General features: G+C 43.9%; 13 protein-coding genes. 4 read left to right on the forward strand and 9 right to left on the reverse strand.

The features are described 5' to 3' along the window. Positions 1–5: 5 nt before the first annotated feature. Positions 6–722: a hemerythrin domain-containing protein gene (locus BLQ81_RS03240; RefSeq protein ID WP_092728512.1), complete on the reverse strand. Its 717-nt coding sequence runs from the start codon at positions 720–722 to the stop codon at positions 6–8. A 286-nt stretch (positions 723–1008) separates the two neighbouring features. Between BLQ81_RS03240 and BLQ81_RS03245 the strand changes: the two genes are divergently transcribed. Beyond that, positions 1009–1476, forward strand: coding sequence for a hypothetical protein (locus BLQ81_RS03245; protein ID WP_092728513.1), 468 nt, complete (start codon positions 1009–1011; stop codon positions 1474–1476). A gap of 16 nt (positions 1477–1492) precedes the next feature. Here the strand turns inward: BLQ81_RS03245 and narI are convergent, their stop codons facing one another. From narI to BLQ81_RS03270, 5 genes are read right to left on the reverse strand one after another with little or no spacing between them, the layout of a single operon-like run. After that, positions 1493–2461 carry a respiratory nitrate reductase subunit gamma gene (gene narI / locus BLQ81_RS03250; RefSeq protein ID WP_092728514.1) on the reverse strand — a complete coding sequence of 323 codons (969 nt, stop codon included), beginning with the start codon at positions 2459–2461 and terminating at the stop codon, positions 1493–1495. Continuing rightward, a complete protein-coding gene (locus BLQ81_RS03255; RefSeq protein WP_092728515.1) occupies positions 2458–3171 on the reverse strand; it encodes a hypothetical protein in 714 nt (237 codons plus the stop codon). Before BLQ81_RS03255 ends, narI begins: the two co-directional genes overlap by 4 nt. 9 nt (positions 3172–3180) lie before the next feature. Beyond that, positions 3181–4674 (reverse strand): nitrate reductase subunit beta, encoded by a 1494-nt coding sequence (gene narH / locus BLQ81_RS03260; protein ID WP_092728516.1) that lies wholly within the window; start codon positions 4672–4674, stop codon positions 3181–3183. Between the two features lie 28 nt (positions 4675–4702). Continuing rightward, the gene (locus tag BLQ81_RS03265; RefSeq protein WP_092728517.1) at positions 4703–8326 is read right to left on the reverse strand and encodes a nitrate reductase subunit alpha; all 3624 of its coding nucleotides are present in this window, start codon (positions 8324–8326) and stop codon (positions 4703–4705) included. A gap of 17 nt (positions 8327–8343) precedes the next feature. Continuing rightward, positions 8344–9243, reverse strand: coding sequence for a cytochrome c (locus BLQ81_RS03270; protein WP_092728518.1), 900 nt, complete (start codon positions 9241–9243; stop codon positions 8344–8346). A gap of 1118 nt (positions 9244–10361) precedes the next feature. On the opposite strand from BLQ81_RS03270, the gene BLQ81_RS03275 reads away from it, so the two are divergent. Together BLQ81_RS03275 and BLQ81_RS03280 are read left to right on the forward strand one after the other, a co-directional pair. Then, positions 10362–10916, forward strand: a complete 555-nt coding sequence (locus BLQ81_RS03275) for a fasciclin domain-containing protein (RefSeq protein ID WP_092728519.1) — start codon at positions 10362–10364, stop codon at positions 10914–10916. 107 nt (positions 10917–11023) lie between these two features. Next, positions 11024–11461 carry an RrF2 family transcriptional regulator gene (locus BLQ81_RS03280; protein ID WP_092728520.1) on the forward strand — a complete coding sequence of 146 codons (438 nt, stop codon included), beginning with the start codon at positions 11024–11026 and terminating at the stop codon, positions 11459–11461. Positions 11462–11580: 119 nt separating this feature from the next. On the opposite strand, the gene BLQ81_RS03285 is transcribed toward BLQ81_RS03280, so the two are convergent. Continuing rightward, positions 11581–13284, reverse strand: a complete 1704-nt coding sequence (locus BLQ81_RS03285; protein ID WP_092728521.1) for a sulfatase family protein — start codon at positions 13282–13284, stop codon at positions 11581–11583. Positions 13285–13385: 101 nt separating this feature from the next. Here BLQ81_RS03285 and BLQ81_RS22190 point away from each other — a divergent pair, with 101 nt between their 5' ends. Further along, positions 13386–13541 (forward strand): hypothetical protein, encoded by a 156-nt coding sequence (locus BLQ81_RS22190; RefSeq protein WP_175454163.1) that lies wholly within the window; start codon positions 13386–13388, stop codon positions 13539–13541. A gap of 11 nt (positions 13542–13552) precedes the next feature. Here the strand turns inward: BLQ81_RS22190 and BLQ81_RS22195 are convergent, their stop codons facing one another. Both BLQ81_RS22195 and BLQ81_RS03290 read right to left on the reverse strand, forming a co-directional pair. Next, entirely contained in the window at positions 13553–13699 is a 147-nt protein-coding gene (locus BLQ81_RS22195; RefSeq protein ID WP_175454164.1) for a hypothetical protein, read from the reverse strand. 38 nt (positions 13700–13737) lie between these two features. After that, positions 13738–14820: a family 10 glycosylhydrolase gene (locus tag BLQ81_RS03290; RefSeq protein ID WP_092728522.1), complete on the reverse strand. Its 1083-nt coding sequence runs from the start codon at positions 14818–14820 to the stop codon at positions 13738–13740. Between the last annotated feature and the right edge of the window lie 166 nt (positions 14821–14986).

Genomic DNA, 14986 nt, shown 5'->3' on the forward strand with positions numbered 1-14986 from the left:
AATGATTATATGGGTAGTTTTCCAAGCTCAGAAAAATGGAAGTCTAATTCCTTGGAAGATAAAAGTTTTGCGGCCTGTGGGAAAATATGATTATCCTCCCGAAATATGTGCAATCGGAGCAATTCGATCAATTCCCAACCACTGGAAAAAGCTTGCTCAAAAACAATCATACGAGAGCTGGGATCCGGGATGCGGGTTCCCAATCCAAGAAGATTGAACACTAAGGCTCCCAATTGGATAAATTTGACATGATCATCTTCCAAAAGATCTATTCCGGTCCTTGGAGGATTGCTGTGACTATGTTCACCTGTCTCAATCAGTTTTTTGTGTAAAGCCGGAAATATACTTTTTTCTTCCTTGAGATTATGGAGCAATATTTTGTTGTCAAAAAACTCAAAAAACTTCCCGAATGCCTGATTGATCTCTTTGTCAAAATGATATCCCAACTCCTTGAAATTCCTGATGGCTAACTCAAACAGTTGGATTTCCTGCAAGGCAATTTGATGTTCTGCTCGGAAAAGCTGCAAAATGGCATGCTCAGAAAGGTCAAAATCAGGGGACGCCAGCCGGTAAGCCTCCGGAGGATCCATAGGCGAGTTTTCGATATGTTCAAAATCCTTGTCTCCCATTTTTCGGACAGGATCGTTCTTTTTCATACTCTTGATGGTTTCCGGGTCTGTCTCCACTAAGCGCTTTCCGGTCTTAGGATCAATGGTTCTCATAAATGATTATTTTACGCCAAATTGGTCTATTTTTTATCCAAATTCCCTGTCGAAAATCAGGTCTCGGGCTGAGATTTGCTTGTAAATCCTGGAAAAAAAAAATTAAACTTTATGATTATCCGCTTCTTTGCCGGTAGATCAAAGCGATTATTGGAAATTGGCCTAAATTCTAATTTTCAGCCCCTCTTCGGTCTTCGGTCTTCCAGCCCCTAACCTATGGAAAATTCGCCTACTGGCAGAATAGCGTATATCCAAAGTAAACTTTACCCATTGTATTCAAAAAGCAATGAATCCCCAACCAGAAAAAAATAAACTGAGTTCATCCGCCCTTGTCCAGGAGACTTTCAGGCATTGGCTTTCGGATCACGATCAAGTGAGGTGCCCTTTTCCCATGGAAATTCATCAAGTACTAAGGAAAAAGACTTTTGATAAATTCTATGAATGGATTGACACATTGGATCAAAAAGGAAAGGAAGAAATGGGGGATGATTTTTTCAGGGAAAAGTTGGAGGAACTCCTCTTCGAAACCGGACTCGAACTGGTTGAGTCGGAGGATGAGAAACTGAGTATTTATTTTCCCTTTCTGATGCGTGTCGGAGATCAGGTGCAATCGGGGGACAATGGTGCTGGGGAAATCAGTAAAGTCATCAGCAGAAGAATTGAAAAAGAGGGGGATATTAAGTTCTTTACCGTCATCCTGGAAAATCAAAAAACCAAAAGAAGCTGGGAGTCGAAATTTGAACTCCCAGCCTGAGGTTAAAAGCAACTACTCAATTGTTTGCTGGCTTTTTTCCGGGAAAATAATTCTTGGATTTTCGGATCATTCGGTTGTTATAATTCCAATAAACCAATTGATAGCTTCTCCAAATATAGTCCAAAGGAGCAACGAGGAAGTGCATAAATCTGGTAAACGGAATGATTGCCACGATAAAAAAGGCAGATGCAATATGCAATTTGACTAATATGGGCATATTTGCTGCTATTTCAGTTTTAGGAGAAAAGGCAAATACTGACCATAAATAGGGTGTGAGTGAACTGGCAAACCAGGAGGATCCCCACCGATCAAAATAGGCCACTCCAATGCCTGAAATGATCTGAACCAAAAGAATTACGTAAACAACTAAATCCATCTTGGAAGAAACCATCATGATTCGATCCGTAGTGAATCTCCGGTAAATAAATAGAATCAACCCTGCCAATGCTGAAAGTGCAAATGAAAATGCAGTGGCTTCGAGAATCACCAACCGAACCGGTTCCCCATTCCATAAAATCACAGATCTGGGAAAAAGAAACGCCACCAAATGCCCAAAGAAAAGGAACAGAATTCCCCAATGGAAAAGCTGTGATCCCCAAAAAAGGCATTTCCCTTCCAAAAACTGGGAAGAAAGCGAAGAAACCTGAAAGCCGTTTTGCCGATATCGATAAATGGATCCGATCAAGAATACTCCTAAGCACAAATAGGGAAATGCGGTAAAGAAAAAGGTATTGAAGACTGTCCCGGAATTTTGGAAACCAAAGGCCATGCCTGTGATAATCAGCCCACTCAGGACAGCAAATCCAATGAAATACCCTACCATCAGTACTCTTTTATGAGAGGCTGTATCCAGCCTTTTTTTAACTAATATACCCGAGAGGAAAAAAGCATAAACTACAAAAAGCAAAAGAATAACTGACAAAATTCCTACAGCCAGTCCCAGCAGTGATTCTGCTTGTGTCATAGATTCAAATATTTTTTTCATAACCTATCGGATTTTTGTTTGGGTGAAGTAAAATTTTGATGACCATACCCGGGAGGTCCTCCACAGGAGTTGAGAAAGGGATTTATTATAGGAGGTTTAATAACAGGTAAATCTACCAACGCTTCTTTATACATGAATTCCATCAGCTCCAGCAAGCTGGAGAGTACATGCTGGTAAATGTTCCCTCCCAATTGGCCTACCATCAACAATGCTTTGTGTTTCTGCAGGATAGCTTCCTCCCTGCGCTTCATTTTTGCCGAATCAAACTCATTTAACATTTTTTTTAACCCCGGAATCAAGATCATTGTGATCAGTTCCTCCTTAAGGTCTTGTTCTTTCAGCAGGGGTAAAAGTCTAAGTATTTTCGGTAAATTATCAGGAAGTTCGGTACCACAGTCATTCCCAGCTTCCCGCTGTTCTCGTTTCATATGGGCTAAAAACTCTCCTCTCTTATAGTCTTCACCAAAAATCACATAGCCCAAATCCAAAAAACAGATAGCCTGAATGTGAAAGGTTTTGGTGTATAGCTCTTCCACTTGCTCAAGTTTACTTTGGTTAACGAAATCACCAAATGGAAATAAACTAGTCGTAACTTGAGGATATTCAGCATTGATCACCTCCATGCAATGTTTGATTTGATTTGCTAGTTGGGCAGTAGGATATTCCAGAAGCGGAGCAAATAAGGGGAATAATTGATCTTGGGTAGTCATGCTTTTGTGTTAAAGTCCTCTGACCGGCTTAAATTTGAAGCCGAATCCTGTCTCTCCTTTGGTATCGGCAGTAGCCTCGATCATCTCTATGGATTCCTCCCGATGTGCCGGAGGAATCACAAAGCGTTCCTCAAAGGTTGCCAGAGAAGTCAATCTGTAAATGGCTTCTGCCTCCTCCCCACTCATATTGACTGCCGACATGGCTCCTGTAACTTCTTCCTGCGACAGGTCACCGACGGTTACGTCTCTTCGGTAGATTTTGACCCCAAGTAATTTCTTGAGTACCTGCTTTACTTTTTCCTCATTTCCTGCTGTAAATAGATTTGCGAGGTATTTCATGGGTAAGCGGGACTTCTCAATTCCTGCCCACAGGGATTCAGTGGTGGAATCATAGATGCCATCCGCATCTACACTTGCCATGGCTGGCAACATGGGTGGCACATAGAATAAATTGGGGAGAGTTCTGAACTCAGGGTGTAGGGGAAGCGCGATTTTCCAGACCTTCACAAACTTATACACCGGAGAATCCTGAGCAGCCTTGATCGTGGAATCTGCAATACCGTTTTCCTTGGCCTGTCGGATCACTTCAGGATCATAGGGATCCAGATAGATATCCAATTGGGCATCCACCAGCTGATCTTCATCACAGGAAGCGACTTGCACTATCTTATCCGCATCGTAGAGCATGACCCCCAAGTACCGGATTCTTCCTACACAGGAATGCATACAGGCAGGGGCCTGTCCGGATTCCAATCGGGGATAGCAGAGGATGCATTTTTCGGATTTGCCTGTACTCCAGTTGTAATAACTTTTTTTATAAGGACAGGCTGTTACGCACATTCTCCAAGCCCGGCATCTTTCCTGATTGATCAGGACCACGCCATCTTCGCCTCTTTTATAAATGGCTCCTGAGGGACAAGAACCCACACAAGCCGGATTCAGACAATGGTTACAAATCCGGGGTAAATAGTGGAATGTCATCCGTTCCAACTGGAAAAGACTTTCCTGCTCGGCGGCACTGAGGTCTTTGAAATTGACGTCATTCCGGGCATAGTCAGGCGAACCGCCCAGATCATCGTCCCAGTTGGGTCCGGCTTTGATATCGATGGGCTCTCCTGTCACAAGCGAAACCGGCCTTGCAGTGGGCTGATCGTCTCCCTCGGGAGCATTGAAAAGATCCTCGTACTTGTATGTCCAAGGCTCGTAGTAATCTTCCAAAATGGGCAGGTGGGGATTGTGGAAAATGTTTTTGAGACCACGAAGTTTTCCAGCTCCCTTGAGGGAAACAGAGTTTCCGTTTTTCTCCCAGCCTCCTTTGTAGATGTCCTGATCTTCCCATTTGGTAGGATATCCGGTGCCGGGCTTGGTTTCCACATTGTTCCACCACATGTATTCGGCTCCTTTTCTGTCGGTCCAGATGTTTTTACAGGCAATCGAGCAGGTATGGCACCCAATACATTTGTCGAGGTGGAAGACCATTGATATTTGCGATCTGATATTCATGTCTGAGATACTTTGGGTTAACGATTGATTAGAATACTACCTTGTCCATTTTCCTGACCAGTAAATGGGTGTCCCTGTTTACCCCTACAGGCCCCCAGTAATTGAAGTGGTAGGTGAATTGGCCATAACCGCCGACCATCAGGTTAGGCTTCAAATGGACTCGGGTGAAGCTGTTGTGTCCACCGGCCCTCCTGTTGCCTCTCACTTGTGATTTGGGCACAGAATAAGTCCGCTCCGGAGAGTGGTACACAATACAAACTCCCTTCGGAATTCTTGCACTGACGCAGGCACGGGTACAATAGACTCCATGGTCGTTGTAGCATTCTACCCAATCGTTGTCCTTGATGCCCAGTTCTGCGGCATCTTGTTCATTGATCCAGCAGGGTTCCATCCCACGGGATAATGTCAGCATCCTTAGCGTATCCCCATAGGTGGAGTGTATATGCCATTTTCCATGTGGGGTGAGACAATTGAGCATCTTGGCTTTGCCATCATTGACCGTCTTTCTTAAGTCTCCATATACCTCAGGCAAGGGGGATGGCTTATATGTAGGCAAATGCTCCCCAAAGGCGATATAGCCATCGTGATCGAGGTAGAAGTGCTGCCTTCCGGTCAAGGTGCGCCAAGGAACTAACCTGTCTACGTTATAAGTGTAGGCCGCATAAGCCCTGCCATCGTTCATCAGTCCGGACCAAACCGGGGAAGTGTTGTACCTTCGGGGCTGGGCCTGAAGAGCTTTGTAATCTAAAAGAACATCCTTGCTTCCTTCTCCAAGGTCCGCCAATATCAGTCCGGTTTTTTCCTCCATGTTTTTGTAGGCACGGTAGTTCAGCTTGCCGTTGGTCAGGGTAGAGAGCTTCAATACCGCATTGGCTGCTTCCACATCTTCTTTGATGGAAGGATAGGTGGTGCCGTTTTCCTGAAGAGTATTTCTAGGGGCATTGACCATTTCGGCATAGACATCCTCGCACATATAATGGTTGCCATGGGCTCCAAGTCCTTTTTTGGCAATGTTGGGGCCAAGGGTAATGTACTTTTGATAAATGCGTGTGTAATCCCGTTCCACCAAAGCCATTTTGTGCATGGTCTTGCCTGGGATGGGTTCGCATTCTCCTTTGGACCAATCCTGAAGTTTGGTCTGGGAAATCTCATCCACCGTATCGTGAGAAAGCGGCAGGTTCACCAGATCGGTTTTGGGTTCCGGGATGTATTTTTCGGCCAATTCTGAGACCTTTTTTGCAATTGCCTGGAAAATCTGCCAGTCGGTCTTAGACTCCCAGACCGGAGGAATAGCTTCTGAAAGCGGATGGATAAATGAGTGCAGATCCGTACTGTTCAGATCGGCCTTTTCATACCAAGAGGCTGTAGGAAGGACAATGTCCGAATAGAGTGCAGAAGTATCCATCCGGAAATTGATGTCTATCACCAGGTCCATTTTCCCGGAAGGGGCAGATTCTCTGTATACAATGTCTTTGACAAACTCTTCTGCCACTTCATCGGCAATGTCATTGTGATGGGTACCCAAATAATGGTTGAGCATGTATTCATGTCCTTTGGCTGAAGACATCAGGGCATTGCCCCTCCAGATAAACCATACCCTGGGGAAGTTGACCGGATCATCAGGATCTACCACAGAGTGAAGCAATTCTTTGGATTTGAGCTTTTCTACCACATGCGCGAATACCTTTTCATCCGTGTCTGCCCCGGCTTTTCTGGCCTCTTCGACGATTGCAAAATTGTGCTTGTTGTATTGGGGATAGAAGGGCATCCAACCGTTTCTCACCGACATTACCACCCAATCTGCGGAGTGCATGTTGCCGAGAGGGTTTTCTCCCTCAGGAATGGAATTGTAGGTGGCCTGATTGCCATCATAGCGCCATTGGTCTGAATTGATATAGTGCCAAATGGGTGCTTGCTGAAGCCGGTTGGCCCCTTGCCAATCTTTGGCACCCATGATGGCCCCCCAGCTTTCGGCCGGTGCCAGTTTTTCCTGCCCCACATAGTGGTTCATGCCACCGCCATTGACGCCATTGCACCCGGTGAGCATTTGTGTCATGATGGAGGCACGGTACATGAGGTTGCCGTGGAACCAGTGATTGATCGCAGCACCTACAATCACCATACATTTTCCATTAGTGGCTTCAGCAGTACTTGCCCATTCTTCGGCAAATTTAATCACTGTTTTCCGTCCTATTCCAGTGAATATCTCTTGCCAAGCTGGAGTATAGGCTTCCTCTTTGTTGTCATAATCCTCCGGATAGCTCCCTTCAAGTCCACGCCCTACCCCGTAATGTCCCATCATGAGGTCGTAAATGGTAGTCACCGGAACTTTTCTTCCATCAACCGTATCGATGTAGCGGACAGGAACACCACGTTTGCTATGCTTGCTTAAACCATACTCCGGAAAATCCACCATCAATACATCATCCTGTTTTCCTAAAAGTGTCAGGAGCGGATCATATTGTTCATTGGTCTCCCCATCCTCATACTTGAGGTTCCATTTTCCTTTTTCCTTTCCCCAACGATAGCCTACTGTACCTTTTGGTGATTTTAGGTCCTCACTTTCTGCATCAATACACAAAAACTTCCAATCCCCGTGCTCCACATCCTGATACTTGGGAATATGGTTGGCGCGAAGGACTTTCCCTGCTTCAAAATAATTGTCTTTTGGATTTAACTCTACGAGAAAAGTAGCATCGGTGTAGCGTTTGGTGTACTCGAGGAAATAAGGAGTCTGCTTTTGGTGGTGCCATTCTTTGAGGATGATATGTGTGACCGCCATCCAAAATGCCCCATCCGAACCTGCATGACAGGGAATCCACTGGTCTGCATGTTTGGCGACCATACTGAAATCCGGGGACATCACCACTGTCTTGGTGCCATTGTGTCTGGATTCGGAGAAAAAGTGGATATCAGGTGTCCGGGTCATACCCAGGTTGGCACCCATGGACACGCAAAACTTGGAATTGTACCAGTCGGCACTTTCGCAGACATCGGTCTGCTCGCCCCAGATTTCAGGAAACGCATTGGGCAGGTCACAGTACCAATCATAAAAGCTCAAATTAACCCCGCCCATCAACTGCAGGTATCGTGCACCGGAAGCGTAACTCATCATGGACATGGCCGGAATCGGGGAAAAGCCGATCAGACGGTCAGGGCCATAGGTTTTGACTGTGTAGAGATTGGAGGCGGCAATCAGCTCCAAGACCTCATCCCATTGAACCCTCCGGAAGCCGCCTTTGCCCCTTGCCCGTTGGTATCTAGCCCGCTTTTCCGGATCGTTTTGGATATTGGCCCAGGCCTGATAAGGATCCCCGGTTTTGGATTTTTCGGCTTTGTATAAATCCAGCAATGCCCCCCGCATCAAGGGGAATTTGACCCGAATAGGGCTGTATAAGTACCAGGAATAAGAAATGCCACGTTGACAACCCCGAGGCTCGTAAGGAGGTAATCCGTTTTCCAAAAGAGGGTAATCCAAAGCCTGCATTTCCCAGACGACGATGCCGTCCTTAACGTGAATATTCCAGCTACAGCCGCCCGTACAGTTCACTCCGTGGGTACTTCGTACGACCTTGTCATATTGCCATCTGTTTCGGTAAAATTCCTCCCATTTCCGGGTTTTGGGGGAGATGATATCTTCTATCCAGCTCATTTTGGGAGTATTTAGGGTTAAATGGATGTTAATTGACGTTTAAATATTTTTGACTTTACAGAGGAAGGCTTTCTCTTTTTCCAAATCAATCCTACTAAGAAAATGATTAAAGCAAATCCGCCAAGTCCCCATTTGAAGAATACAAAATCAGCGCTTACCAAGGCTTGATTGGATGATTTTGAATCTACATCCTGAAGAAATGCTGTCAAGAAAACCACTTCTTTATCTGTCAGTTTGTGTGATTTATAAGCCTCGGACATAACAGGATAGGGAGGGAAATTGACGATGCTTCGAATGGCGTCGTCACCAAGTCGAGTATAAACCTCCGTGAGATCTTTGGCCAGCAGTCCACCGGCTGCCACATCCTTATTGTTGGCATGATGGCATGAAATGCAGGAAGTGCCTCCATTTTCAAATGAATCAGATCCCGAAAACAAGGCTCTTCCCATTTTTACCTCCTGGTGTGAGTAATTAATAACCAATGCTGGAGCAGGAAGAGTTGAAGCTGCGGTTCCTGAAGCAGCCTCACCGGCCAAATAAGCGTACAATGCACTCAGATCAGCATCGCTCAAGTGAGGGTTGTCCGGCATGACCAACTGGTTGAATTCCTGAAAAATTGCCTGAGCATCAGGATTTCCCGAATTGATAAAAGCCCGGGAACTTTTTACAAATTGTTTAAACCACTCTTCTGACCTTCGGGTGGTCACCTGCTTCAAATCAGGCCCGACCAATTTCATCCCTAGCTTATGGCAAGCAGAGCAGTCACTTTTAAAAATTGTGGCTCCATCTTGGCCAAATGTCAAACTTGGCAACAAAAAGAGTACAACAAAACCAATTTTAAGATTTTTTTGTCTTAAATAATGAAAGAGCTTTTTCCGTTCTGTATTTTGGTTTTTTTTTACAAGGTTCTGATCCATATTCTCAGGATTTAAATTGAATTCAACGATTACAACGCAACTCCAATATAGTCCAACTTAAAACCAATAAAACTGACAATCGTCATGTTCTTAATTGAAAAATCTCATGAAAAAAGGATTATTTTATCCTTTATTAAAAAGAGAATACTAATTCTTTGGTTTTCTGATTTTACTCCATTCCCTAAAAGAAAGAGTATTTCAAATTTTTATTTGAAATACTCGTGTCATGTCATAAATACTTTGACGGTTAAATGGTTTTTTGTAGCTCTATAAAAAAACTATGGCAAAGTACTAGGTTACCTTATCCCAAAAGGAAAGATAAGAACTGCAGTCCTTCACTGAAGGAGGGACACAAACTTCAAAAAAAGTAATTCATGAATTGATATTACTCAATTGTGATGAAGGTGCATTTTCAGATAAAATAAAGAATGAAAAATTAGCCAGAATTCTTTAAACCGGTGAAAGGACGCTCGATCTGTTGAAAAAGAAGTTTGTAGAAGTTAGGCAATGATGCCGCATTGGAAAACAGGCCTACCACCAGAGTATATTATCGCAAAGCAGATGGGATTGTACCAACAATATGCATGGATGAGTCACCCAAACAGCTGATTAAAGAAACCAGACTGCCGATATAGATGAAGCCCGGTCAGGAAACCAAGGGGGACTTTGAATACGAGCTCTGGGGGGTAGCCAACACATTTTTGGCATCAGAACCATTAACAGGCAAAAGAAATGTCGAGGTTACAGATCGGAAAATAAAAAAAGATTGGGCTAAGTTTACCAACAAATAGCCGACGACTGGTTTAAGGATGCCCAAAAAATAACGCTTGTAATGGATAATTTGAGTACTCATAAACCGTCAACCTTATTTGAAGCTTTTGATCTTTAAAATTCGAATACCCCTATTGTACATTAGTTGAATTACCCAATTAGATAGTTATCTGTGTATTTTGTTTTCATAAAAATCAAACTTAAGACAAGATAAAAAATAATAAGGGATTTATTTGTCTTTTATTATTTGATTAAATACATTTGATCAAGCAAAATAGTAGGCTAAAAAAGTGAAAGTTTAAATTTCGGACAAAAAGATCCACTATAACCCTTTATTCCACAGAATCATGAAAAAGTTGTTTTATCCCCTGATGCTTGGTTTGGCTTTCGCAGGATTTTCCTGCGGAAGTTCATCCTCTGAAAATCAAACCCAGAATACTGGAGCTGCGGCACTGAACCCTGGGCAGTCCGCTGTTGTAGATAATGTTTCCAATCCAAACGTGGTACAAGTGGCTGTGGGATCCGCAGATCACAGCACCTTGGTGGCTGCACTAAAGGCTGCCAACTATGTGGATGCTCTTTCCAATGTGGGGCCGTTTACAGTTTTTGCTCCGACCAATGCAGCCTTTGATGCGCTTCCTGCCGGAACTTTGGACGACCTCGTAAAACCTGAAAATCAGCGCACTTTGCGGGATATTCTGGAATATCATGTACTCTTAGGAGTCTACAAGGTGGAGGATTTTGCGAATGGCAGAAATCTGGGAACGGCTGATGGAAGGTCAGTTACAGTAACAAAAGCAGCAGACGGATCAATATCTATCAATGGTGCAAAAATCATCGGAACAGTTTCGGCTTCCAATGGAATCATCCATGTAATCGATCAAGTGTTATTGCCAAAGTAAAAAAAATAGGTTGTGGTTTTCTTATTCATTAAGGCCGGGTTGAACTTAGATCCGGCTTTTCTGTTTTATTGAGGAATTCAAATTAATTTTAGCAAATATCACCTTACATGTTTTCGCAAGCCACTAAATACGCCACCAAGGCGGTTATATATATTTGGACTCAAAGTCTGGAAGACAGAAAAGTCGGAGCCAAAGAAATAGGCAGAAAAATAGATACTCCGGAAGCTTTTACTGCCAAAATCCTCCAAACTTTGGTTAAAGCGAAGTTGATAGGATCCGTAAAAGGACCTAACGGAGGATTTTTTGTGGATGAAAGCCATGCCAAAGTCACGCTAATAGACATCGTCAAAGCTGTTGACGGAGACTCCCTTTTTTCCGGTTGCAGTCTGGGCCTCCCAAAATGTTCCGAGAAAAACCCTTGTCCTTTGCATTTTGAAGTAGTCAGAGTCCGAAAGGAACTCGAAGTAATGCTCACCTCCAAAAGTCTCAAGCATTTAGCTGTAGAAGTGATTAAAGGAGAAACCAGACTGGCAAATGTGGTTTAAAACCCAACTCCCAGACTGATTTTCTACCCTGAAATCAACAAAACAAACTCTTTTATTTGTAAAAGCTAAAGCTCGAAAAAGCTAGCTAAGCAGATCCCATTACAGCTAAGGCTACACGCTTAATCAAGCTTATATTCCATCCTCCGTCCGGATTTTTCCAAGATCTCTTTCACGGTTTTCTGATTTGCATTAAAAGCTTTATTCTTGGAGACATAGTCTAAATAGGTATCAATATAGTGCTGGCTGAGCTCGGAACTGTCCCCATATTTTACCCGAAGTTTATCCAATTGATCATGCAGATCCCTTTTGATTTCAGCATAAGCAGGATCATCATACACATTTTTCATTTCACTCGGGTCATTTAGCCGGTCTATCAACTCCCACTCGTCCGTATCAAAATAATAATGAACCAGCTTGAATTTTTTGGTCACAATGGCATAATGACGCTTGACCATGTGTACCGATGGATATTCATAATAGTGATAATACACCGCGTCTCGGATCCAGTTCTTTTTTTGCCCTGTCAGCAGGGGAATCATACTCTCCCCCTGCATATCAGCGGGCACCTGAATCCCCGCAGCCTCCAGAAAAGTTTGCGCAAAATCCAAGTTTTGAACCATCTCATCTGACTTAGTTCCAGCCTTAATTTTCACTGGCCAAGAAACCAAAAGCGGGGTTTTGAACGACTCATTGTAGATAAACCGCTTGTCAAACCAGCCGTGTTCACCCAGGTAAAATCCTTGGTCAGAGGTATAGACAATGATCGTGTTTTCCATCAGTCCATTCGCCTCGAGATAATCCAAGACCCGACCGACATTTTCATCTACTGACCTGATTGTTCCCAGATAATCCTGCATGTAGCGCTGATATCGCCACTGCATTTTTTCCTTTTCGGTCATGGTTGGATAGGACTTTTTGAAGTCTTCGTTGACTTTCATGTAGGCCTTATCCCAATTGGCCCGCTGCGAAGGATTGAGTCTGCCCACTTCCCGCTCAAAAGCAGCTTTATCCCCGCCAGAAGCATCAGGAATTCCCATTTCATCCATCACCTGGGGATAAAGCTTGGAGTCGCCCGCCCAGTTCATGTGCTTCAACAGGTTCATTTCAGCTTCTTTGGCAGCCCTTCCCCTGCCCGAATAATCATCAAAAAGCGTGGCAGGTTCGGGGAAAGTCCTAGCTGTAAATTCCTGTAAATGCCGTTCTGCCGGAAGCCACTCCCGGTGTGGTGCCTTATGCAAATACATCAGTAAAAATGGCTGATCGGCTTTTCGCTCCTTTTCAAGCCAATCCAAGGTCATGTCCGTGACGATATCAGTTACATAGCCTTCCACTGTGATATTGCCTTCATGTTTGGTGATAAAGTCAGGATTGTAATATGAGCCTTGTCCCGGTAAAATTTTGAACTGATCAAAGCCCATGGGATTGTTGCCAAAGTGCAGTTTGCCAAACATCGCCGTCTGGTATCCGGCATTTTGAAGGATTTGGGGAAAAGTGATATTGGTGGTGTCAAAAGGAAAATGGTTATCCACTTTGCCATTCAAATGGGAATGTTTTCCCGTCAAAATTGTAGCTCTTGACGGCGCACAGATTGAATTGGTCACACTGGCATTGGTGAACAGCATGCCCATTTTTGCGATTCGATCGATATTGGGAGTCTCTATGAGGTGGTTGCTGTAGGCCGAAATCGCCTGATACGCATGATCATCTGACATGATAAAAATGATGTTGGGACGTTGATCACTCTTCTTTTCAATCTGAGGCGAACATGAAGAGAATAAGCCTAAAGCTCCAAAAATCAGAAAACAGAATACAAAATTCTTCATGGCTATCTTTGGGTAAGTTGGAATTGGATCAATTCTTTAAACCTACTTACATTTTATAAATCTTTTTGGAGTTTTTATATAAACAAATCCCTAAAAACATGATGAGTAGATCTGCAATGACTCCACAGCCAACTTATATTTTGATCACTGCGCGACAAGCTAAGTGTCCGGATTTAATGTTTGTAGAAGACGAGAAAAACGCAGCGGCCCAGCAAGGGTCGGTGAAATCAATCCGGCCTATTCCAACTCCACGATAGGCAATGGCCCGCTACATCTGATAATCCACATGGAGTTCAAAGGTTTTTTCATTCCACATATTGAACCGAATAAAATTACTTGTGCATGTACTTCCCTGCCCCAAGACCTGAAGAATTGCATTGTGCACCGGGCCGTTGGAGTCAAAACTGAATGACATTGGGGTTACCGTGTTCGTAATAAATTCCTTTTGGACACCTACCTGGGTCTATCTTTGGAGTAGAGCTCTTTCATTACCTGAATTTTCTTGGGGTCCTCGACGAGGGACTGATCCGAAAACATCATTATCCCGGAAGAAGGAGTTTTTGAACCCTCGATCATCACTTGACGAAATTCCTCAGGAATGACGATCCCGGGATTGTTATGAGATTGCACAATCGGCCAGATTTGGGTTTTGGACAATCTTTCTTGCCCGAGAGTTTGACCTAACCAAGTTACGTATTCACCAACCCAAGAGGTGGGTCTTCCCTTCATATGATGAAAAAGCATGGGTGCCAAAACATCTGCTCGTTCTGCCAAAGCCAACGGGTCCAAACCCATGGTTTTGTATAAGGCCGAATCATAATCTGTCGGATACCAAGCACAATGAAACACTCCCAATTTGGCTGTGGGTTGATGGGACTTTAGGATTTTACCCATGTCTTCTACCCAAGTGTTGAGTACTCCAACTCTCCATTTTCTCCATTGGGAATCGGCATTTCCCAATATCCAGTCGGCCTGATGGGGAATACTTTCACCGGGAATTTCCGTCTCGATAGCTGCCGCAAAAGCACCTGTACAGCGATCACAAAAGCAAGTCTCCGGTAAAATCGGCTCGGGTGTCTCAAACTGGGCATGCCAATGCACGTAATCAAGAAAAATCCCATCCACCTCATACTCCTTGAGGATTTCCCTTAGCTGCTCAGCGCGGTATTCCCTGAATCCGGGATGAGTAGGACAAATGCCCATAAACCAATCCGCAGGAGGAGCCTTTTCCCCCTTTTCGTTAATAGGCCAGGCATCGGGATGATCCTTTAAATATTCTTTCCCATTCAAGGTGGGAAACTCCACGAAAACTTTTACTCCTTGCCTTTTGGAGGTCTCATAAAATTCACGGTTTAGGGAACCACTTCGGACAAAAACCGCATTCATCCCTAGGGAATCAAAGGAATATCCTGCTTTCAACAGGGTGCTGGGGTTGCCATAAACACCTTTAATATATTCCTGCTCACTTTTCTTTGGGGATGAAGTCTGACAAGAAAAAACGGCGAGCATCGAAAGGAACAAAAAGGCGGTTCTCATAGCAGCAGGGGAGTTATACGATGGTGAATCTCTGCAAAATATACCAAACCTGAATAAAAAACTTCAGCCAAGATTTTTGGTCATACACTTAAATCAGGAAAGACTTGTTCGGCTATTTTTGAAAAAAACCACCTCCAAAAATTGAAGGTGGCTTCAAAAATTCTTG

Origin of the sequence: Algoriphagus alkaliphilus (assembly GCF_900103735.1) — a bacterium.
Lineage (GTDB): Bacteria > Bacteroidota > Bacteroidia > Cytophagales > Cyclobacteriaceae > Algoriphagus > Algoriphagus alkaliphilus.